Below are 19472 nucleotides of genomic sequence, written 5' to 3' on the forward strand. Positions count from 1 at the left end.
TCAGGAGGTCGTCATGTCCCAGAACCGTCCCGACGGCGGGGCCCACCTCGCGTCATCCACGCACCTGGGCCAGGAGGCCGCCCGGTCGCCGGCCTGTGCTGCGGTCACCGGTGCTGCCGCCGGTATCGGCGAGGCCGTCGCCGTGCTGCTCGCCGAGCAGGGCGCCGTCGTCTACGCGATCGACGTGAACGCCGAAGCACTCGAGGCGCTGGCCGCACGGCAGACCGGGCCGGGGCGGATCATCGCCGTGCCCGCCGACGTCACCGACGAGGCAGCGATGACCGCCGCCTTCGAGCAGGTCGCCGCCGGCGGCGGTGTCGACTCCTTGGTGTGCGCTGCCGGAATCCAGACCTACGGCACGGTCGACGGCACCCCGATGTCCACCTACGACCGGACGATGGACGTGAACGTACGCGGCGCGTTCCTGGCCGCGCACCTGGCCATCCCGCAGATCCGCAGCCACGCAGGAGGCGCCGTCGTGCTGGTCGCCTCGGTCCAGGCCTATGTCGCCCAGCAGGGCGTGGCCGCCTACGCCGCGACCAAGGGGGCGCTGCTCTCCCTGATGCGCGCGATGGCGGTCGACCATGCTGCCGAGGGGATCCGCGTGAACGCTGTGTGCCCCGGCTCGGTGGACACGCCGATGCTGCGCTGGGCAGCGTCGTTGCACGCTGACAGCGACGCCGACGTGGAGGCGATCGTCGCCGACTGGGGCCGGGCCCACCCGATCGGCCGGGTCGCCCAGCCACGGGAGGTGGCGGACGTGGTCGCCTACCTGCTCGGTCCGCACTCCTCGTTCGTGACCGGCGCCGATGTCAAGGTGGACGGCGGGCTCACCGCGGGCAACGCCGTCGCCCTTCCCGATGACGAGACCAAGGAGAGCTGAATGAGCTCGCTACGCATCGCCCAGGTCCGGGCGACCACTGTGGCCATGCCGCTGGAGGCGCCGTTGCGGCACTCCAACGGTGCGCACTGGGGCTACTTCGTGCGCACCATCGTGGAGGTGGAGGCCACCAACGGGCTGGTCGGCCTGGGGGAGATGGGCGGCGGCGGGCAGAGCGCCGAGCAGGCGATCCTCGCCCTGCAGCCCTACCTGGTCGGCCACGACCCGGCGAACCTCGAGGCGTTGCGGTTCATGATCGCCAACCCCACCGCCAGCCTGTACAACAACCGCACCCAGCTGCTCGCCGCGATCGAGTTCGCCTGCCTGGACCTGCTCGGTCAGGACACCGGGCTCCCAGTGCACGACCTGCTCGGCGGCCAGGTGCGCGAGGAGGTGGAGTTCGCCTCCTACCTCTTCTACCGGTACCCGGGCCGGGACGGCACCGGGGAGGTGCGCACCATCGACCAGCTGGTCGACGAGGCGAGGCGCTTGAAGGAGCAGCACGGGTTCCGGGTGCACAAGCTCAAGGCCGGGGTCTTCGACACCGACTTCGAGCTCGAGGGCTACCGGGCGCTCGCCGAGGCGTTCCCGGACGACCGGTTCCGCTACGACCCCAACGGGGCACTCAGCACCGAGGACTCCATCCGGTTCGCCCACGCCATCGAGGACCTGCCGAACGACTACCTCGAGGACCCGGTCTACTCCCTGACCGGGATGCGCCGGGTGCGGGAGAACACCCGGGTGCCGCTGGCCACCAACACGGTCGTGGTGAACTTCGAGCAGCTCGCCGCGAACGTGCTCAACCCGGCTGTGGACGTGATCCTGCTGGACACCACCTTCTGGGGAGGTATCCGCCCCTGCATCCGTGCCGGCGGCATCTGCGAGGCGTTCAGCCTCGGCGTGGCCGTGCACTCCTCCGGCGAGCTCGGCATCCAGCTGGCCACTATGCTGCACCTCGGCGCCGTACTGCCGAACCTGACCTTCGCCGCCGACGCGCACTACCACCACCTGCTCGACGACGTGGTGGTCGGCGGGCTGCGGCCCTACACCGACGGCAAGATGGCCGTGCCCACCGAGCCGGGCCTGGGCGTACAGCTGGACCGCGACAAGGTCGCCCAGTACGCCGAGCTCTACCGCGAGCTCGGGCCCTACCCCTACGACCGGGACCCGAGCCGACCGGACTGGTACCCGCTGCTGCCGAACAGCAGCTTCGCCGACCACACCGACGACCAGCTCCCACCGGCCCTGGCTGACCTGTACGCCCGGTGGCCCTGATGGTGCTGGTCGACCTGCCGCTGGCGCAGCTGCGCGAGTACCGCTGCCCGCGGCCGGCCCCTGCCGGGCACACCGAGTTCTGGGACCGGACCCTGGCCGAGAGCCGGGCCGCCGCCGGACCGACCCGGTGCGAACCGGTCACCGCCGGGCTGGCCGTGGTGGACAGCTACGACGTCACCTTCTCCGGCTTCGGCGGGGAGGAGGTGCGCGGCTGGTGGCTGCTGCCGCGAGGTGCGAGCAGCCCGCTGCCGGTGGTGGTGGAGTACCTCGGCTACGGCGGCGGCCGCGGCCTGGTGCACGAACGGCTCACCTGGGCCGCCCACGGGTTCGCCCAGCTCGTGGTCGACTCCCGTGGTCAGGGCGGGGTGTGGAACACCGGTGACACCCCGGACCCGCACGGCAGCGGACCGGCCGGCAACGGGCTGCTGACCAAGGGCGTGGACCATCCCGACCACCTGTACTACCGCCGTCTGCTCACCGACGCGGCGCTCGCCGTCGATGCTGCAGCCCAGCTGCCCGGCGCTGACCCCGGACGGATCGCGACCGTGGGGCACAGCCAGGGTGGGGCGATGGCGCTGGCAGCCGCTGCGCTGCACCCCGGGGTCGCTGCGACCGGCGCACGGACCCCGTTCCTGTGCGGTATCGCGCGCTCCCTGGAGGTCACCGACGCCGTCCCGTACGGGGATCTCGCGGCCTACCTGGGGGTGCACCGCACCCGCGCTGAGGAGATCCTCACGGTGCTCGACCACGTCGACCTGACCCACCTGATGCCACGGATTGCCTGCCCCACCTGGGTGTCGGTGGGCCTGGCTGACCTGGTCTGCCCACCCTCAGGCATCTTCGGTGCGATCAACGCGATCGAGCAGGTGACACCCGAGGTACGCACCTGGCGCTACAACGGCCACGAGGCCGGCGGTGCCCACGACGATGCCCACCTGGCCGGCTGGCTGCACCAGCAGCTGTCCGGCTGACCGACACCCACGTTCTTCGACCGACACGACCGGAACAACAGGAGAGATCCACGTGCCGAACCCGCTCATCCCCACCTGCGCCGACCTGTCCGGCGACGAGGTGCTGGACCGCTACGACGACATGGTCAACCCGCCCGGGCTGACCAACCACTGGGCCACCGCACAGGTTGACCACGACGTGCTGGCAGTGCGCAGCCTGAACGTGCCGCCGGTGTCCCAGGGCGACTCGATCAGCGCGCAGCTGTACCTTGACGGTCGCCTGGCCCGGTCCTTCGGCCAGCCGGTGCACACCCGCTGGCGACCGGACCGGGTGGAGCGCCGCACCGAGATCGACGGCTGGCAGATCGAGACGGTCACCGTGTGCCCGCCGGGGGAGCCCGGGGTCAGCGTGCAGCTGCGCGTGCGCAACACCGGCCCGCAGCGCACGCTGCGGCTCGGCGTCTGGCTCACCTCGACCGTGACCCGGTCGCCAGAGCCCTGGCGAGCAGCCGAGCCGCCGCAGGCGGTCAACCGCACCAGTCGCTCCGGGGCTCGGGTGCTCGGCAGCGACCAGCGCGCGTGGGCGGTGCAGGAGCTCGTGCTGCCGGAGGGCGCTCGGCTGCTCGACGGGGGCCCTCGGGTGGTCGAGGCGGAGGTGCAGGTCCCGGCGGGCGGCGAGGTGACGTGGGGGTACGTGCACGCGATCGCGGCGGAGCAGACGGACGCGGTCGCTGCTGCCGACCGGATGGTCGCAGGCCTGGACCGAGCCGCCGCGGACAGCGAGCGGACCTGGGACGCCTCCATCGCCGCACTCTTCGACCCGCAGGACGGGGAGTTCTCCGGCGCGCTGCCCGTCCTGGACACCAGCAACGAGGCGTTGCGCCGGCTGTACTGGTGGGGCGCGGTCGGAGTGCTCTGGTTCCGGCGGGACAACCCAGCCTCGGTGCTCGGGCGCACCTACGACACGTTGATGCCCAGGTACTGGCAGACCACCACGTTCATCTGGGACTACTCGTTGTCCTCGCAGGTGCACGCGTTGCTCGACCCTGCGGTGATGCGCCGCCAGATCGCGCACTGGGTGGGCCTGGACATCGACTCCCACTTCGGCACCGAGTGGCTCACCGGTGGGCCGGTCGGCTACTGGTACTCGGTCAACCACTATGCGATGACCCGCCTGGTACGTGACTACATCGCCTACACCGGAGACATCGGCTTCCTCGACGAGGAGCTCACCACACCGGATGGTGTCACCCGCCCGCTGCGCGAGCACGTACGGTCCTGGGCGCGGGCCTGGCACAGGATCCGGTCCAGCAGCGGCCTGGCGGACTACGGCGAGATCGACAACCTGCTGGAGTGCGTGTCCACCTACGTGCACGAGGTCGCCAGCCTGAACGCCGCGAACGTCTGGTGCATGCGTACCGCGGCCCGGATCGCCGAGCTGGACGGTGACGTCGAGGAGGCCGCCCAGCTGCGCACCGAGGCCGATGAACTCGCCGAGCTGGTCAAGGAGCTGTACATCCCCGGGGCTGGGTTCTTCCACGCCCGCCAGCCCGACGGCACGCTGCTGCCCACCCGGCACTGCTACGACTTCGCCACGGTCGGCACCACGATCGCCGACGACCTCGACGAGCAGGTCCGCGCCGAGATGGTGGACTTCTTCACCAGAGAGCTGCAGACCCCCTCCTGGATGCGGGCGCTGTCGCCGCTGGATGCCGATGCTGGCTACTCGCTACGCGCCGACCACCAGTGGAACGGCGCCTACCCGGCCTGGCCGGCCGATGCGGCCCGTTCAGTGATCGAGCTCGGCCGCCCGGACGTGGTGGCGCACTGGTTGCCCGGCCTGGCTCGCACTGCCAACCAGGGCCCCCCGGGGCAGGCGCACTTCGTCGAGGAGGCCGCCGAGCCGGTGAACGGGGGAGCACGCAAGACCCCACCGCAGTTCCCGTACCTGATCGACTGGTCCTGCTCCTCCGCAGGTTCCTGGGTGGAGCTGGTCGTCTCCGGGCTGTTCGGTCTGCACGTGGACCCCTCCGGTGAGGTGAGTGCGACACCGCGGCTGGCGGACGTGGATCCGGATGCGGTGCTGCGCGGCCTGCGCGTGGGCGGCGTGAGCTATGACGTGGACGCCAGCGGGGTCTCCAGGAGCTGACCGCCCGAGCACAGACCGTCTGCTCGGTCGGCCCGTCCGGCGGGTGACCGAGCAGGCGGGGAACGGCGGAATTTCGCGCCATCGGCGTTCGCTATGACGTCGGTCACCCAGACAGCCTGCGGCCAGCTGCGCACTCTCGCGCCCGCTCGTCGACGCGACCTGTCGGTTCGGCCCTCCGCGCGGCGATCCGGGCACGTCTCACCCTGCGGAAGGGATAGGTTAGAAGGGTGGCAACGCGAACGGTGACATCTTCGACCAGATCAGTGTGGCGGTCGACCATCGTGCTGAAAGTCGCGATGGCGATCAGCGGACTGATACTCGTGCTCTACCTGCTGGCGCACATGTACGGCAACCTCAAGGTCTTCGCCGGTCAGGAGGCCTTCGACGGCTACTCGCACCACCTGCGCACGATGGGCGAACCGCTCCTGCCCTACGCCGGTGCGCTGTGGATCATCCGCGTGGTGCTGCTGGTGGCGGTCATCCTGCACATCTACTGCGCCGTCACCCTCTGGCGGAGGATGCGCCTGGCCACCGCCGGCGGCGGAGGACAGCGGTATGAGTCCACCAAGGCCCGGCGCGGCAACCAACGCACCTATGCCTCGTTCACCATGCGCTGGGGCGGGGTGGTGATCGCGCTGTTCGTGGTCTACCACCTGCTGCACCTGACCTGGAACACCATCTCCCCGGGCGGAGCCTCGGGCAGCCCGTACGAGCGGGTGGTGAACGGGTTCTCGATCTGGTGGGTGGTGCTCAGCTACACCGTGGCACTGCTCGCCGTCGGGTTCCACCTGCGCCACGGCGTGTGGGCAGCGCTGGCCTCCCTCGGCGCCAACACCAGCCAGCGCCGCCGCCGGCACCTGAACGTGCTGGCCACCGTCGTGGCCCTCCTGATCACAGTGGGCTTCCTCATCCCACCCTTCGCGATTCTGTTTGGATTGGTCGGCTAAGTGAGCGTCAACCTCAGCAACTACTACGTCGACGGCGACCCGATCGCCGACTCCAGTGCCCCGGACGTGCCGCTGCACGAGACCTGGGACCAGAGGCGGTTCGACGCCAACCTGGTCAACCCGGCCAACCGCCGCAAGCGCACGGTGATCATCATCGGCACCGGCCTGGCCGGCGGTTCCGCGGCCGCCACCCTCGGCGAGGCCGGCTACCACGTGAAGAACTTCTGCTACCAGGACTCCCCACGCCGGGCGCACTCGATCGCCGCCCAGGGGGGTATCAACGCGGCGAAGAACTACCGCAACGACGGCGACAGCATCCAGCGCCTGTTCTACGACACGGTCAAGGGCGGCGACTACCGCTCCCGGGAGTCGAACTCCTGGCGCCTGGCGCAGATCAGCGTGGAGATCATCGACCAGTGCGTGGCCCAGGGCGTGCCGTTCGCCCGCGAGTACGGCGGCCTGCTGGACAACCGCTCCTTCGGCGGTGTGCAGGTCTCCCGCACGTTCTACGCCCGCGGGCAGACAGGTCAGCAGCTGCTCCTGGGCGCCTACCAGGCACTGGAACGCCAGATCGCCGCCGGGAACGTGGAGATGCACACCCGGCACGAGATGCTCGAGCTGATCGTGGCCGAGGGCCGTGCCCGCGGCGTGGTGGTGCGGGACATGGTCACCGGTGAGATCGAGACGCACATGGCAGACGCCGTGGTGCTCGGCAGCGGTGGATACGGGAACGTGTACTTCCTGTCCACGAACGCGATGGGCTGCAACGTGACCGCCACCTGGCGGGCGCACCGCAAGGGCGCCTACTTCGCCAACCCGTGCTACACCCAGATCCACCCCACCTGCATCCCGGTCTCCGGCGACTTCCAGTCCAAGCTGACCCTGATGAGCGAGTCGCTGCGCAACGACGGTCGCATCTGGGTGCCGAAGGAGGGGGGCGACACCCGCCACCCGCGGGACATCCCGACCGCGGAGCGGGACTACTACCTGGAGCGCCGCTACCCGGCATTCGGCAACCTGGTCCCCCGGGACGTGGCTTCCCGGGCCGCCAAGCAGGTCTGCGACGAGGGTCGTGGTGTGGGCCCCGGCGGGCGTGGGGTGTACCTGGACTTCGCTTCCGCGATCGAGCGGATGGGCCGCAAGGCGGTCGAGGCCAAGTACGGCAACCTGTTCGAGATGTACGAGCAGATCACCGGGGAGGACCCGTACGAGGTGCCGATGCGGATCTACCCGGCGGTGCACTACACCATGGGCGGCCTGTGGGTCGACTACGACCTGCAGTCCACCATCCCGGGCCTGTTCGTGATCGGTGAGGCGAACTTCTCCGACCACGGCGCGAACCGGCTCGGTGCTAGCGCCCTGATGCAGGGGCTGTCCGACGGCTACTTCGTGCTCCCACCGATGATCAGCAACTACCTCGCCGACGCACCGTTCGAGGAGGTCGGCCCGGACCACCCGGAGGCGGTCGCCGCCGCCGAGGCGGTGCGCAGCAGGATCGAGAAGCTGCTCGCCGTGAACGGCAGCCGCACGGTGGACTCCTTCCACCGGGACCTGGGCCACATCGTCTGGGAGTACTGCGGGATGGAGCGCACCGAAGAGGGGCTGGTCAAGGCGATCGACCTGATCCGCGAGCTGCGCGAGGAGTTCTGGCGGGACGTGAAGGTGACCGGCACCAACGAGGAGCTGAACCAGACCCTGGAGAAGGCCGGTCGGGTGGCCGACTTCTTCGAGCTCGCCGAGCTGATGTGCATCGACGCGCTGCACCGGGACGAGTCCTGCGGTGCGCACTTCCGCGCCGAGCACCAGACCGAGGACGGCGAGGCGCTGCGCGACGACGAGAACTTCGCCTACGTGGCCGCCTGGGAGTTCGGCGGCGAGGGCGGGAAACCGGTCCTGCACAAAGAAGACCTGGTGTACCAGAACATCCAGATGAAGCAGCGGAGCTACAAGTGAACATCACCTTGCGGGTCTGGCGTCAGCCCGACAGTGACGCGCCCGGGAAGATGCACACCTACCAGGTGGCCGACGTGTCCGAGGACATGTCCTTCCTGGAGATGCTCGACGTGCTCAACGAACAGCTCACCATCGACGGCGAGGACCCGATCGCGTTCGACTCCGACTGCCGTGAGGGCATCTGCGGCATGTGCGGTCTGGTGATCAACGGCCTCGCCCACGGTCCGGGCAAGAACGTCACCACCTGCCAGCTGCACATGCGCAGCTTCGCCGACGGCGACGTGATCGATGTGGAGCCGTGGCGCGCGGAACCGTTCACCGTGATCAAGGACCTGGTGGTGGACCGCTCGTCGTTCGACCGGATCATCCAGGCCGGCGGGTACATCACCGCGCCGACCGGCACGGCGCCGGAAGCGAACTCCATCCCGGTGAACAAGGCTGACGCCGACGCCGCGTTCGACGCCGCCACCTGCATCGGCTGCGGGGCCTGCGTGGCCGCCTGCCCGAACGGGTCCGCCTCGCTGTTCATGGCCGCGAAGGTCGCGCACCTGGGGCTGCTGCCGCAGGGGCAGCCCGAGCGGCACTCCCGGGTGCTAGACATGGTTGACCAGCACGACGCCGAAGGTTTCGGTGGCTGCACCCAGATCGGGGAGTGCACGGCCGCATGCCCGAAGGGCATCCAGATCGACCTGATCTCCCGGATGGACCGGGACGTGCTCTCGGCCATCGCGCACCGGAAGTGACCGGCGCCGCCTGACCGGGCGGCCGTGCCGCCGGGTCGCCAATGCCTGCGGAGGCACTTTTGTGACACTGAGGCACGCAATGACTGCCTCGGTGTCACAAAAGTACCTCCGTGCAGGGAGGGTGCGGTCCGTCGTCGCCGGCGAGGCGAGAGGCCAGCAGCCGGCGGAACGACTCCAGGCGGGCCCGGCCCACCGGCCCGGCGGTGGCCGCCCACTCGTCCAGTGCACAGTCCGGGGCATCGTCAGCGTGGGTGCAGCCACGCGGGCAGGCCTGGGCCACCTCCGCCAGGTCGGTGAACGCCGCTAGGAACCGGTCCGCCTCCACGTGCGCCAGCCCGAAGGACCGCACCCCCGGGGTGTCGATGATCCAGCCGCCCTCAGGTAGCGCGAGCGCCACTGCCGAGGACGAGGTGTGCCGGCCACGCCCGGTCACCACGTTCACCCCGCCGGTGGCCCGCTCGGCATCCGGCACCAGGGCGTTGACCAGCGTGGACTTGCCCACCCCGGAGTGCCCGACCAGCACCGACACCCGGCCGGTGAGGCGCTCATGCACCTGCTCCAGGCCGTGCACCTGGTCGCCGGCCAGGCGGGTGGTCACCGCCGGCACGTCCAGCCCGGCGTAACGCTGCAGGAACGGCTCCGGCGGGGCCAGGTCCGCCTTGGTGAGGAACAGCAGCGCGTCCATCCCCGCGTCGAAGGCGGCGACCAGGCACCGGTCCACCATCCGCGGGCGGGGCTCCGGGTCGGCCAGCGCGGTGACGATCACCAGCTGGTCGGCGTTCGCCACGATCACGCGCTGATGAGAGTCGCTGTCCTCCGCGCTGCGCCGCAGCACCGTGCTGCGCTCGTGCACCCGCACCACCCGCGCCAGGCTGCCCTCGGCGCCGGAGACGTCGCCGACCAGGTCCACCCGGTCGCCGACCACGATCGCACCTCGTCCGAGCTCCCGTGCCTTGATCGCCACCACCGGTGTCCCGGCGTCGGTGAGCACGTGGTAGCGGCCACGGTCGACGGCGGTGACCAGTCCCGGAGCTGCGTCGGCGTGGTCCGGGCGCTGCTTGGAGCGGGGGCGCGTCCCGCGCCTGTTCGGGCGGACGCGCACGTCCTCCTCGGTGTAGTGCTGGAACCGCCGGGGCATCAGCGCCCGCTGCCGCCGAACAGCTCGCGCCAGAGCCCGGGGAAGTCCGGGATCGTCTTGGCCGTGGTGGCCACGTCGACCACCCCGACCTCCGGCACTGCGATGCCGATCACCGCGGCGAACGTGGCCATCCGGTGGTCGGCGTAGGTCTCCACCCGGGCCCCGTGCAGGTGCCCGCCACGGATCACCAGCCCGTCCGGAAGCTCCTCGGCCTGTCCGCCCAGGCGGGTGATCTCGGTGACCAGGGCTGCCAGCCGGTTCGTCTCGTGCCCGCGCAGGTGAGCGATCCCGCGAAGGTGAGTGACGCCGTCAGCCAGCGCCGCCAGTGCAGCGATCACAGGCGTGAGCTCACCGGCCGCGGACAGGTCCAGGTCGACCGGGGAGACGGTACCGGTGCCGGTGACCGCCAGGACGCCGCCGGCGTGCTCGACCTGGGCACCGAGCTGCTCCAGGAAGCCGGGCAGCAGCATCCCGGGCTGCGTGCTCTGGGCAGGCCAGCCGGGGATGCGCACCGTGCCGCCAGCGGCGAGCGCCGCGGCGAGGAACGGAGCGGCGTTGGACAGGTCCGGTTCGATGGTGACCTCGCCACCGGCGATCGCGCCCGGGGCCACGCGCCACACGCCGTCGGCCGGCTCGGTCACCTGCACACCGCGCTCGCGCAGGCAGGCGATGGTCATGTCGATGTGCGGCTTGCTCGGCAGCACCTCGCCCACGTGCCGTACGGTCAGCCCCTCGGTGAACCGGGGCGCGGCCAGCAGCAGCGCGGAGACGAACTGGGAGGAGGCGGAGGAGTCCACCTCGATCTCCCCGCCGCGCACCTGGCCGGTGCCGTGCACGACGACGGGCAGGTACTCCGGCACGTCAGCAGCACCAGCCCCGGCACCGGGCGCATCCTTCGCGGTGACCCCTACGCCCAGGTCGACCAGGGCGCGCAGCACCGGTCCCATCGGGCGCTGGCGCGCGGCCGGGTCGCCGTCGAGGGTGACCGGACCGTCGGCCAGGGCGGCGATCGGCGGGATGAACCGCATCACCGTGCCGGCCAGGCCGCAGTCCACCTGTGCGTCACCGGTCACCGGGCCCGGGGTGATGCGCAGCGTGTGGCCGTGGTCGCTGACCTCGACCTGGGTGCCCAGCGACCGGAGCGCGCCGATCATCAGGTCGCTGTCCCGGGAGGTGAGCGCGCCGCGGACCGTGGTGGGTTCGCTCGCCAGGGCAGCCAGCGGCAGAGCGCGGTTCGTCAGCGACTTCGACCCGGGGATGGTGATGGTGGCGTCCAGCGGGCCGGCCGCAGTGGGTGCAGGCCAGGCAGGCTCGACGGACTCGGTGAGGTTCGACACCCTCCCAGCCTAGTGGGAGCGCGTCGCCCACCGGCCGGTACGCGGCGAGGCCGGAGCCGCGCTCAGCGGTCAGGACTTCGCGCGGGCCACCTTCTCCTTCGCCTTGGCCTTCACCTCGGCCAGCTGCTCCTCGAAGTCGTCGCTGACCTGGGCGAGGTCCTCACGGTGCTCGCGCCAGTTCTGGTACTGCCAGGCCAGCGACGGCTTGCCACGCCGGTCCGTGGCGGCGAACACGGCGCCAGCGGTCACGGCACCGCGGCTGAGGAACGCGCTGAGCTCCTCGCGGCGTTCCTCCCCCTTCTTCGACCAGAACGGGTGCCGGACCACGGTGGAGCCCAGGCCGATGACGGCGAGGGTCGCCGCGGCCAGGCGCGGCGCCTTGCCGAGCGCCAGCAGCAGGCCAGCGGCCACCGAGGCGCCGCCGCTGACCCGCACCAGCGTGGTGCGGCTGGTGGGCACACCGGGAACGGTCTCGGCCGCCTTGTCCAGGGCGGGGCCGTACGGCTCGAGCATGGCGGTGTGCTTCTCCGGGTGACGGAGGGCGTCGACGCCGTCGACCACGAAGACAGAAGCGAGCAGGGGGCGGGCGAGTGCGCGCACAGGATCCATGCTCCATTGCTACCGCAGATCGGGCCGAGGTGCGAACTCTGGCAGGTGAGGAGTCTCCGCTCGCGCTCCCGACCACGGTGCCCGGACTGGGCACAGCGGGCTACGCCGTCGAGAAGAGCCTGGTCAGCGAGGTAGGCACAGTGGGCTGCGCCGTCGGAATGGATCGGTGGCCGATGCGGTTGTGCCTGGATGATGAGCATGCAGACTGCCCTCGGTCCCGGTTCGACACCAGCGTTCGGCATGGTGTGCGGTCCGGACTCCTGCACGACTCCGGCCGCGGTGCCCGTGTCCGCGACGGCCACGCAGCCCTGGGATGCTGCGGCCGGTCCGCGCACGATGCTCTCACCCCAGCACGGGGAGGGCGTCGACGCCGTGATGCACAGCGGCCAGGCCAGGCTAGGCTCGAGGGTGATGACGGAAGAGACTGAGCGCGCGCCGCGGGACGAGACCGCCCTGGAGCGGGAGCGGCGGTTCGAGACTGACGCGATGCCCTATCTCGACCAGCTCTACGGAGCCGCGCTGCGGATGACCCGCAACCCGGCCGACGCCGAGGACCTGGTCCAGGAGACGTTCGCCAAGGCGTTCGCTGCGTTCCACCAGTACAAGCCGGGCACCAACCTCAAGGCCTGGCTCTACCGGATCCTGACGAACACGTTCATCAACACCTATCGCAAGAAGCAACGCGCGCCGCAGGAGTCGGACTCCGACTCGGTGGAGGACTGGCAGATCCACCGGGCGGCGTCGCACACGTCCACCGGGTTGCGCTCGGCGGAGACCGAGGCCCTGGACGCGCTCGGCGACACCGAGGTGAAGGACGCGCTGGCGCAGCTGCCGGAGGACTTCCGTCTGGCCGTGTACCTTGCCGACGTCGAGGGCTTCGCCTACAAGGAGATCGCCGAGATCATGGACACCCCGATCGGCACAGTGATGTCTCGGCTGCACCGTGGTCGCGGCCAGCTGCGGCAGCTCTTGGCCGATCACGCTCGGTCGTTGGGGATGAAGGTGGAGAAGGTATGACCGAGGAGATCGGCCCTGAAGGGTGCCGGTGCGAAGAGGCGCTGGAGCACCTGTACGAGTACCTGGACGCGGAGATGTCCGAGATCCAGCTCGACCGGCTGCGGGCACACATCGAGGAGTGCACCACGTGCCTGGACGAGGTCAGCCGGGAGCGTGAGCTGCGCATCGTGCTGAAGCGTTCCTGTGCGGAGGTCGCCCCGGACGCACTGCGCATGCGGGTGCGCACCCAGCTGACGCTGCTGCGGCAGACCCGCACCCGCTGACCGGAGAGCTGCTCACGGCCGGTTTCCGGGCAGAGACGACGGTGCCGAGCCCAGGAGAGGGCTCGGCACCGGAGGATCGCTGGCGTCCGTGCTGCGGACGCGATCAGGAGTTGGGGCGCTTGCCGTGGTTGGCGGCGCTGTGCTTACGGGACTTGCGCTTGCGACCGCGCTTGCTCATCGGTGTCTCCTTGCTGGTGACGGATGTGGACCGCCCCCTATCGTTCCACATCTGACGGTCCGCACCGAACGGTCACCCCTGGCTGCCTGGCTGGCCCGCCCGTACGGTGGGGGTATGCGAGCCGTCTACGCTGCCAGCCAGGATGCCCAGGATCCGCTGTCCGGACTGCAGCTGGGCCAGCTGCCAGATCCTGCCCCACCGCAGGGGTGGGTCCCCGTCCAGGTGCGTGCTGCCGCGCTCAACCACCACGACCTGTGGAGCCTGCGCGGGGTAGGACTGCCGGCCGACCGGCTGCCCATGGTGCTCGGTACCGACGCCGCCGGCACCGCCCCGGACGGCAACGAGGTGCTCGTGCACTCGGTGATCGCCTCGCCGACCTGGTCGGGGGAGGAGACTCTGGACCCGAAGCGCACCCTGCTGTCCGAGCTCCACCCGGGGACGCTCGCCGAGACCGTCTGGGTCCCGGCCCGCAACCTGGTGCCCAAGCCCGCCGAGCTGACCTTCGCCGAGGCGGCCTGCGTGCCCACGGTCTACCTGACCGCCTACCGGATGCTCTTCCACGCGGCGGGCGTGCGGCCCGGGCAGCGGGTGCTGGTGCAGGGCGCCGGCGGGGGAGTAGCCAGCGCCGCGATCCAGCTCGCCCGCGCCGCCGGCTGCTACGTGCTCGCCACCTCCCGCAGCGAGACCAGACGAGCTGCCGCCGTCGAGACGCTCGGTGCCCACGAGGCGGTCCCTACCGGCACCCGGGTGGCCCCGGTGGACGTGGTGCTGGAGACCGTCGGCGAGGCCACCTGGGAGCACTCGCTGCGCTCGCTGCGCCCCGGCGGGGTGGTCGTGGTCGCTGGCGCCACCAGCGGCCCGGCGCCCTCGGCAGACCTGAACCGGGTGTTCTTCCGCAGCCTGCGGGTGATCGGCACCACGATGGGCACCCTGGACCAGCTGCACGAAGTGGTCGCCATGCTGCTGACCACCGGGGTGCGGCCGGTGATCGACTCCCGCTTCGACCTGGACTCCCTCGACGACGTCCGGTCCGCATTCGCCCGTCTTGCCTCGGGCGAGGTGTTCGGCAAGGTGGTGCTCACCCGCGAGGGCTGAGGTGTCCGGTACGCACTGGCACCACGAGGGGGCAGGTGCGTGACTCGACGACGCGGAGTCGCTACGGTGTGGGCAACCGAGCAGATGAGCGGGTGGACGAGGACGTCCGCACAGACATGTCGATCTTGGAGGCTCAGAGATGAGTGAACGACAACAGTTCAAGGGGCGGAGCGCATTCATCTTCGCGGCCATGGGCTCCGCCATCGGCCTGGGGAACATCTGGCGCTTCCCCTACGTCGCCTACGAAGGTGGCGGCGGGGCATTCATCGTGCCCTACCTGGTAGCGCTGCTGACCGCAGGTATCCCGCTGCTGTTCATGTACTACGCGATCGGGCACAAGTACCGCGGTTCGGCGCCGCTGAGCTTCCGCCGGCTCAGCCGGGGGACCGAGGCGATCGGCTGGTGGCAGGTCGGCATCTCGTTCGTGATCGCTGTCTACTACGCGGTGGTGATCGCCTGGGCGGTGCGCTACATCGGGTTCTCCATCAGCCAGGACTGGGGCGAGGACCCGGAGGGGTTCTTCGGCGGCGAGTTCCTGCAGCAGAGCGGTGACTTCAGCATCGGTGGCGGTTTCGTGGCCGGTGTGTTCGTTCCGCTCCTGCTCATCTGGCTGTTCACCCTGATCGTGCTGCGGATGGGCATCCAGTCCGGGATCGCCCGACTGGCCCAGGTGTTCATCCCGGTGCTCATCGTGATCTTCGTGATCTTCGTGATCCAGGCGCTGCGCCAGCCCGGTGCCCTGGACGGCCTGAACGCTCTGTTCACCCCGGACTGGGGCGCACTGGCCAGCTCCGATGTCTGGGTCAGCGCCTACGGGCAGATCTTCTTCTCCCTGTCCATCGCGTTCGGCATCATGATCACCTACGCCGCACACGTGAAGCGCAGGACCAACCTGACCGGCTCCGGCCTGGTGGTGGCGTTCTCCAACTCCGGGTTCGAGATCCTCGCCGGCATCGGCGTGTTCGCAGCGCTCGGGTTCATGGCACACGCCTCCGGGGTGCCGGTCGGCGAGGTCGTGGAGAGCGGCATCGGGCTGGCGTTCATCGCGTTCCCCGCGATCATCTCCACGATGCCCGGCGGGGCGCTGCTCGGTGTGCTGTTCTTCGCCTCCTTGGTGCTGGCTGGTATCACCTCGTTGGTGAGCATCGTGGAGGTGGTCATCGATGCTTTCGAGGACAAGTTCAACCTCGGCCGGACCGCCTCCGTGGCAGTCGTCGGCGGGCTGATGGCAGTGGTGTCCCTGGTGCTGTTCCCCACCACCACCGGCCTGAACCTGCTGGACATCGTGGACAACTTCGCGAACAACTTCGGCATCGTCGGTGCCGGGCTCGTCTCGGTGATCACCCTCGGGTGGGGCCTGCGCAGGCTGCGCGACCTGTCCGGTCACCTGAACGCCATCTCCTCGTTCAAGCTGAACTGGGGCTGGCTGGTGATGCTGACGGTCGTGACGCCGATCGTGCTCGGGTTCATGTTCATCAGCGAGGTGGTGGACCGGATCCAGGAGGGCTACGGCGGGATGCCCAGCAGCTATGTGGGCATCTTCGGCTGGGGGGTGGCGATCGGGCTGATCGTGATCGCCATCATCCTGTCCTTCGTGCCCTGGCCCAAGGGAGTGGTCGAACGCGAACGCGAGCTGCTGACAACAGGAGGTGAGCGGTGATGGATCTCTCGGCGATCATCATGATGATCATCGCGATCGTGCTGGTCTGGGGTGGCCTGGTGGCCGCACTGATCCATCTGCGCCGGAACCCGGACCCGGAGGATCCCGACGAGCCGGCCGGCACCGCACAGCCCGGACCGGGCTACCAGTAGGTACGAGCAGCACCGCACCTGGGGCCGGGGGTGGCCTCGACGTCGAAGACCTGCTGTGCAGCGGCGTCGAGGCCACCCTCGCCGCTGTGCGGGTACCAGCCGATCCGACACCGACCGTCAGGCCGCGCGCCCCGGTCGCGGAACGGTGTCTCCTCCCGCTCCGGTACCTCAGGGCCCGCTGCGCTCCAGTGGTCATCCGGCATCTGACACGACGCCAGCAAAGGCACAACATCTAGTAGTTGCAAGCATGTAGTTCGACAAGATATTGTGGTTGTGACAACGGAGCGAGGAGTGTCATGACGCAGACGGCGCCCGCCGAGACCAAGACCGAGCAGACACCCGCGGGCCTGACGATCGATCGGATCTTCACCACGCCCGGGGTGCACCCCTACGAACAGGTCACCTGGACCCGCCGGGACGTGGTGCAGCAGAACTGGCGCACCGGGGAGACGATCTTCACCCAGCGCGGGGTCGAGTTCCCGGACTTCTGGTCCGACAACGCAGCCACCATCGTGACCACCAAGTACTTCCGCGGTGCGCTCGACAGCCAGACCCGCGAGCACAGCCTGAAGCAGCTCATCGACCGCGTGGTGCTCACCTACACCCGCGCCGGACGCGAGCACGGCTACTTCGCAGCAGAAGCGGACGCCGAGGTGTTCTCCCACGAGCTCACCTACCTGCTGCTGCACCAGGTGTTCGCCTTCAACTCCCCGGTGTGGTTCAACGTCGGCACAGACGGGCCGCAGCAGGTGTCCGCCTGCTTCATCCTGTCCGTGGACGACACGATGGAATCGATCCTGAACTGGTATCGGGAGGAGGGGCTGATCTTCAAGGGCGGCTCCGGTGCCGGGCTGAACCTGTCCCGGATCCGCTCCTCCAAGGAGCTGCTCTCCTCCGGGGGCACCGCCTCGGGACCGGTGTCGTTCATGCGGGGCGCGGACGCCTCGGCCGGCACCATCAAGTCCGGCGGCGCCACCCGCCGCGCGGCGAAGATGGTGGTGCTGGACGTGGACCACCCGGACATCGAGGAGTTCGTCGCCACCAAGGCCCGCGAGGAGGACAAGATCCGGGTGCTGCGCGAGGCCGGCTTCGACGTCGACCTCGGCGGGGCGGACATCAGCTCGGTGCAGTACCAGAACGCGAACAACTCCGTGCGGGTGACCGACGAGTTCATGCGTGCGGTGGAGGCCGGCGGTGAGTTCGCCCTGCGTGCCCGCCAGGACCACTCCGTGGTGGAGACGGTGGACGCCCGGGCCCTGTTCGACTCGATCGCCCAGGCTGCCTGGGAGTGCGCCGACCCCGGGCTGCAGTACGACGACACCATCAACGACTGGCACACCACGCCCGAGGACGGCCGGATCACGGCATCAAATCCTTGTTCGGAGTACATGTCCCTGGACAACTCCAGCTGCAACCTGGCCTCGGTGAACCTGCTCGCGTTCCTCGACGAGGACGGCAGCTTCGACGTGGACCGCTACCGCGCCGTGGTGGAGCTGGTGATCATCGCGATGGACATCTCCATCTGCTTCGCCGACTTCCCCACCGAGGCGATCGGGCGCACCACCCGGGACTTCCGCCAGCTCGGCATCGGCTACGCCAACCTCGGTGCCCTGCTGATGGCCACCGGTCGTGCGTACGACTCCGAGGAGGGCCGGGCGCTGGCCGGTGCGCTCACCTCGATGATGAGCGGTGTGGCCTACCGGCGCTCTGCCCAGATGGCCGAGGCGCTCGGCCCGTATACCGGGTACGCGCGCAACGCCGGTGCGCACCAGCGGGTGGTGCGCAAGCACCAGGCCGCCGACGACGACCTGCGCACCCACTGCACGATGGACACCGCGATCCACCGGGCCGCCGCCGAGGAGTGGCAGCAGGCGGTGCGGCTCGGCGCGGAGCACGGCTTCCGCAACGCTCAGGTCTCGTTGCTGGCGCCCACCGGAACCATCGGCTTCATGATGGACTGCGACACCACCGGGATCGAGCCGGACTTCTCCCTGGTGAAGTACAAGAAGCTCAGCGACGGTGGCTCGATGCAGATCGTCAACCAGACCGTACCGCGGGCGCTGCGGGCGCTCGGCTATGCGGAGGAGACCATCGAGGCGATCGAGGAGTCGATCACCGAGACCGGACACGTGGTCGGTGCGCCCGGGCTGAAGACCGAGCACTACCCGGTCTTCGACACCGCAGTGGGCACCCGCTCGATCACCCCGATGGGGCACGTGCGGATGATGGCCGCCGTGCAGCCGTTCCTCTCCGGGGCGATCTCCAAGACCGTGAACATGCCCGCGGAGGCCACTGTGGCCGACGTCGCGGACATCTACCAGCAGGGCTGGCACCTCGGTCTGAAGGCGATCGCCATCTACCGGGACAGCTGCAAGGTCGGCCAGCCGCTCTCCGACGGCAAGAAGAAGGCAGCGACGGGCTCCGGTGAGCCGGACACGCCGGCCGCGACCGCGTCCCTGGGGCCGGTACGTGAGCGGCTGCCCCGGCGACGTGCCTCGCAGACCACCTCGTTCGCCGTCGGCGGCGCGGAAGGATACCTGACCGCCGGCACCTACGCCGACGGCCGCCTCGGCGAGATCTTCCTGCGGTTCGGCAAGCAGGGCTCCACCCTGGGCGGGGTGATGGACGCGTTCTCCATCGCGGTCTCGATCGGGCTACAGCACGGCGTGCCGCTGGAGACGTTCGTGGAGAAGTTCACGAACATGCGCTTCGAGCCCTCGGGACTGACCGACGACGCCGACCTGCGGATGTCCACCTCGATCATGGACTACGTGTTCCGCCGGCTGGCGCTGGACTACCTGGACGCCGACACCCGCGGCGCACTCGGGGTGCGCAGCACGCAGGAGCGGGCCCGGGAGCTGGACACAGGTGAGCTCACCCAGCCCGACGACGGCGCAACCGTGGCGGGGGAGCAGGCCTCTCCTGCCGCTGGTGTCACCCCGTCCACCCCGGAGCCTGCCCAGGCTGCGGCTGCTCGGGCGGACGCCCCGCTGTGCCTGACCTGCGGGGCGACGATGCGCCCCTCCGGCTCCTGCCACGTGTGCGAGGGGTGCGGGGCCACCAGCGGCTGCAGCTGACCCGCTCGTTCCGCACGAAGGTGTGGTTGTGGTCGTGATCGAGGCTCAC

General features: G+C 69.9%; 17 protein-coding genes. 13 read left to right on the forward strand and 4 right to left on the reverse strand.

From position 1 onward, the window contains the following. The first annotated feature begins 13 nt into the window (after nt 1-13). From K338_RS0110820 to K338_RS0110850, 7 genes are all read left to right on the forward strand, one after another. Nucleotides 14-883, forward strand: coding sequence for an SDR family NAD(P)-dependent oxidoreductase (locus K338_RS0110820; RefSeq protein ID WP_022918192.1), 870 nt, complete (start codon nt 14-16; stop codon nt 881-883). Next, entirely contained in the window at nt 884-2155 is a 1272-nt protein-coding gene (locus K338_RS0110825; RefSeq protein WP_022918193.1) for an enolase C-terminal domain-like protein, read from the forward strand. Then, on the forward strand, nt 2155-3126 hold the full coding sequence (locus K338_RS0110830; protein ID WP_027286719.1) for an acetylxylan esterase: 972 nt from the start codon (nt 2155-2157) through the stop codon (nt 3124-3126). Before K338_RS0110825 ends, K338_RS0110830 begins: the two co-directional genes overlap by 1 nt. A gap of 52 nt (nt 3127-3178) precedes the next feature. Beyond that, complete coding sequence (locus K338_RS0110835; protein ID WP_022918195.1) at nt 3179-5254, forward strand: MGH1-like glycoside hydrolase domain-containing protein; 2076 nt, start codon at nt 3179-3181, stop codon at nt 5252-5254. 281 nt (nt 5255-5535) lie between these two features. Beyond that, complete coding sequence (locus K338_RS0110840) at nt 5536-6201, forward strand: succinate dehydrogenase cytochrome b subunit (RefSeq protein WP_423817684.1); 666 nt, start codon at nt 5536-5538, stop codon at nt 6199-6201. Next, nucleotides 6202-8154 (forward strand): fumarate reductase/succinate dehydrogenase flavoprotein subunit, encoded by a 1953-nt coding sequence (locus tag K338_RS0110845; RefSeq protein ID WP_022918197.1) that lies wholly within the window; start codon nt 6202-6204, stop codon nt 8152-8154. It abuts the gene before it with no gap. After that, entirely contained in the window at nt 8151-8897 is a 747-nt protein-coding gene (locus K338_RS0110850; RefSeq protein ID WP_022918198.1) for a succinate dehydrogenase/fumarate reductase iron-sulfur subunit, read from the forward strand. Before K338_RS0110845 ends, K338_RS0110850 begins: the two co-directional genes overlap by 4 nt. Nucleotides 8898-8991: 94 nt before the next feature. Here the strand turns inward: K338_RS0110850 and rsgA are convergent, their stop codons facing one another. The 3 genes from rsgA to K338_RS0110865 form a co-directional block, all read right to left on the reverse strand. Next, nucleotides 8992-10035: a ribosome small subunit-dependent GTPase A gene (rsgA, locus tag K338_RS0110855; protein WP_022918199.1), complete on the reverse strand. Its 1044-nt coding sequence runs from the start codon at nt 10033-10035 to the stop codon at nt 8992-8994. Further along, the gene (gene aroA, locus K338_RS0110860; protein WP_022918200.1) at nt 10035-11372 is read right to left on the reverse strand and encodes a 3-phosphoshikimate 1-carboxyvinyltransferase; all 1338 of its coding nucleotides are present in this window, start codon (nt 11370-11372) and stop codon (nt 10035-10037) included. Before aroA ends, rsgA begins: the two co-directional genes overlap by 1 nt. A 69-nt stretch (nt 11373-11441) precedes the next feature. Continuing rightward, complete coding sequence (locus K338_RS0110865; protein ID WP_027286723.1) at nt 11442-11981, reverse strand: DoxX family protein; 540 nt, start codon at nt 11979-11981, stop codon at nt 11442-11444. 336 nt (nt 11982-12317) lie between these two features. On the opposite strand from K338_RS0110865, the gene K338_RS22010 reads away from it, so the two are divergent. Both K338_RS22010 and rsrA read left to right on the forward strand, forming a co-directional pair. Continuing rightward, the gene (locus K338_RS22010) at nt 12318-12998 is read left to right on the forward strand and encodes a sigma-70 family RNA polymerase sigma factor (RefSeq protein ID WP_084481034.1); all 681 of its coding nucleotides are present in this window, start codon (nt 12318-12320) and stop codon (nt 12996-12998) included. After that, the gene (rsrA, locus tag K338_RS0110875; protein ID WP_022918202.1) at nt 12995-13261 is read left to right on the forward strand and encodes a mycothiol system anti-sigma-R factor; all 267 of its coding nucleotides are present in this window, start codon (nt 12995-12997) and stop codon (nt 13259-13261) included. The genes K338_RS22010 and rsrA overlap by 4 nt, the downstream gene beginning before the upstream one ends. Nucleotides 13262-13364: 103 nt before the next feature. Here rsrA and K338_RS26595 read toward each other — a convergent pair whose 3' ends face one another. Further along, complete coding sequence (locus K338_RS26595; protein ID WP_423817685.1) at nt 13365-13439, reverse strand: 50S ribosomal protein bL37; 75 nt, start codon at nt 13437-13439, stop codon at nt 13365-13367. Nucleotides 13440-13553: 114 nt separating this feature from the next. Between K338_RS26595 and K338_RS0110880 the strand changes: the two genes are divergently transcribed. The 4 genes from K338_RS0110880 to K338_RS0110900 all read left to right on the forward strand — a co-directional run bounded on the left by K338_RS0110880 (nt 13554) and on the right by K338_RS0110900 (nt 19423). Next, a complete protein-coding gene (locus K338_RS0110880) occupies nt 13554-14534 on the forward strand; it encodes a zinc-binding dehydrogenase (RefSeq protein ID WP_022918204.1) in 981 nt (326 codons plus the stop codon). A gap of 139 nt (nt 14535-14673) precedes the next feature. Then, nucleotides 14674-16194 carry a sodium-dependent transporter gene (locus K338_RS22015; RefSeq protein ID WP_022918205.1) on the forward strand — a complete coding sequence of 507 codons (1521 nt, stop codon included), beginning with the start codon at nt 14674-14676 and terminating at the stop codon, nt 16192-16194. Then, nucleotides 16194-16346, forward strand: coding sequence for a methionine/alanine import family NSS transporter small subunit (locus K338_RS25125; protein ID WP_022918206.1), 153 nt, complete (start codon nt 16194-16196; stop codon nt 16344-16346). The genes K338_RS22015 and K338_RS25125 overlap by 1 nt, the downstream gene beginning before the upstream one ends. A 296-nt stretch (nt 16347-16642) precedes the next feature. Next, nucleotides 16643-19423, forward strand: a complete 2781-nt coding sequence (locus K338_RS0110900) for a vitamin B12-dependent ribonucleotide reductase (RefSeq protein WP_022918208.1) — start codon at nt 16643-16645, stop codon at nt 19421-19423. The last annotated feature ends 49 nt before the right edge of the window (nt 19424-19472 follow it).

It is taken from the genome of Ruania albidiflava DSM 18029, from assembly GCF_000421225.1.
In the GTDB taxonomy this organism is placed as follows: Bacteria; Actinomycetota; Actinomycetes; order Actinomycetales; family Beutenbergiaceae; genus Ruania; species Ruania albidiflava.

Bases quoted from the DNA above. Each gene is read 5' to 3' on its own strand.
- K338_RS0110820 (WP_022918192.1), top strand. From the start codon at position 14: ATGTCCCAGAACCGTCCCGACGGCGGGGCCCACCTCGCGTCATCCACG.
- K338_RS0110825 (WP_022918193.1), top strand. From the start codon at position 884: ATGAGCTCGCTACGCATCGCCCAGGTCCGGGCGACCACTGTGGCCATG.
- K338_RS0110830 (WP_027286719.1), top strand. From the start codon at position 2,155: ATGGTGCTGGTCGACCTGCCGCTGGCGCAGCTGCGCGAGTACCGCTGC.
- rsgA (WP_022918199.1), bottom strand. From the start codon at position 10,035: ATGCCCCGGCGGTTCCAGCACTACACCGAGGAGGACGTGCGCGTCCGC.
- K338_RS0110865 (WP_027286723.1), bottom strand. From the start codon at position 11,981: ATGGATCCTGTGCGCGCACTCGCCCGCCCCCTGCTCGCTTCTGTCTTC.
- K338_RS22010 (WP_084481034.1), top strand. From the start codon at position 12,318: ATGCTCTCACCCCAGCACGGGGAGGGCGTCGACGCCGTGATGCACAGC.
- rsrA (WP_022918202.1), top strand. From the start codon at position 12,995: ATGACCGAGGAGATCGGCCCTGAAGGGTGCCGGTGCGAAGAGGCGCTG.
- K338_RS0110880 (WP_022918204.1), top strand. From the start codon at position 13,554: ATGCGAGCCGTCTACGCTGCCAGCCAGGATGCCCAGGATCCGCTGTCC.
- K338_RS22015 (WP_022918205.1), top strand. From the start codon at position 14,674: ATGAGTGAACGACAACAGTTCAAGGGGCGGAGCGCATTCATCTTCGCG.
- K338_RS25125 (WP_022918206.1), top strand. From the start codon at position 16,194: ATGGATCTCTCGGCGATCATCATGATGATCATCGCGATCGTGCTGGTC.
- K338_RS0110900 (WP_022918208.1), top strand. From the start codon at position 16,643: ATGACGCAGACGGCGCCCGCCGAGACCAAGACCGAGCAGACACCCGCG.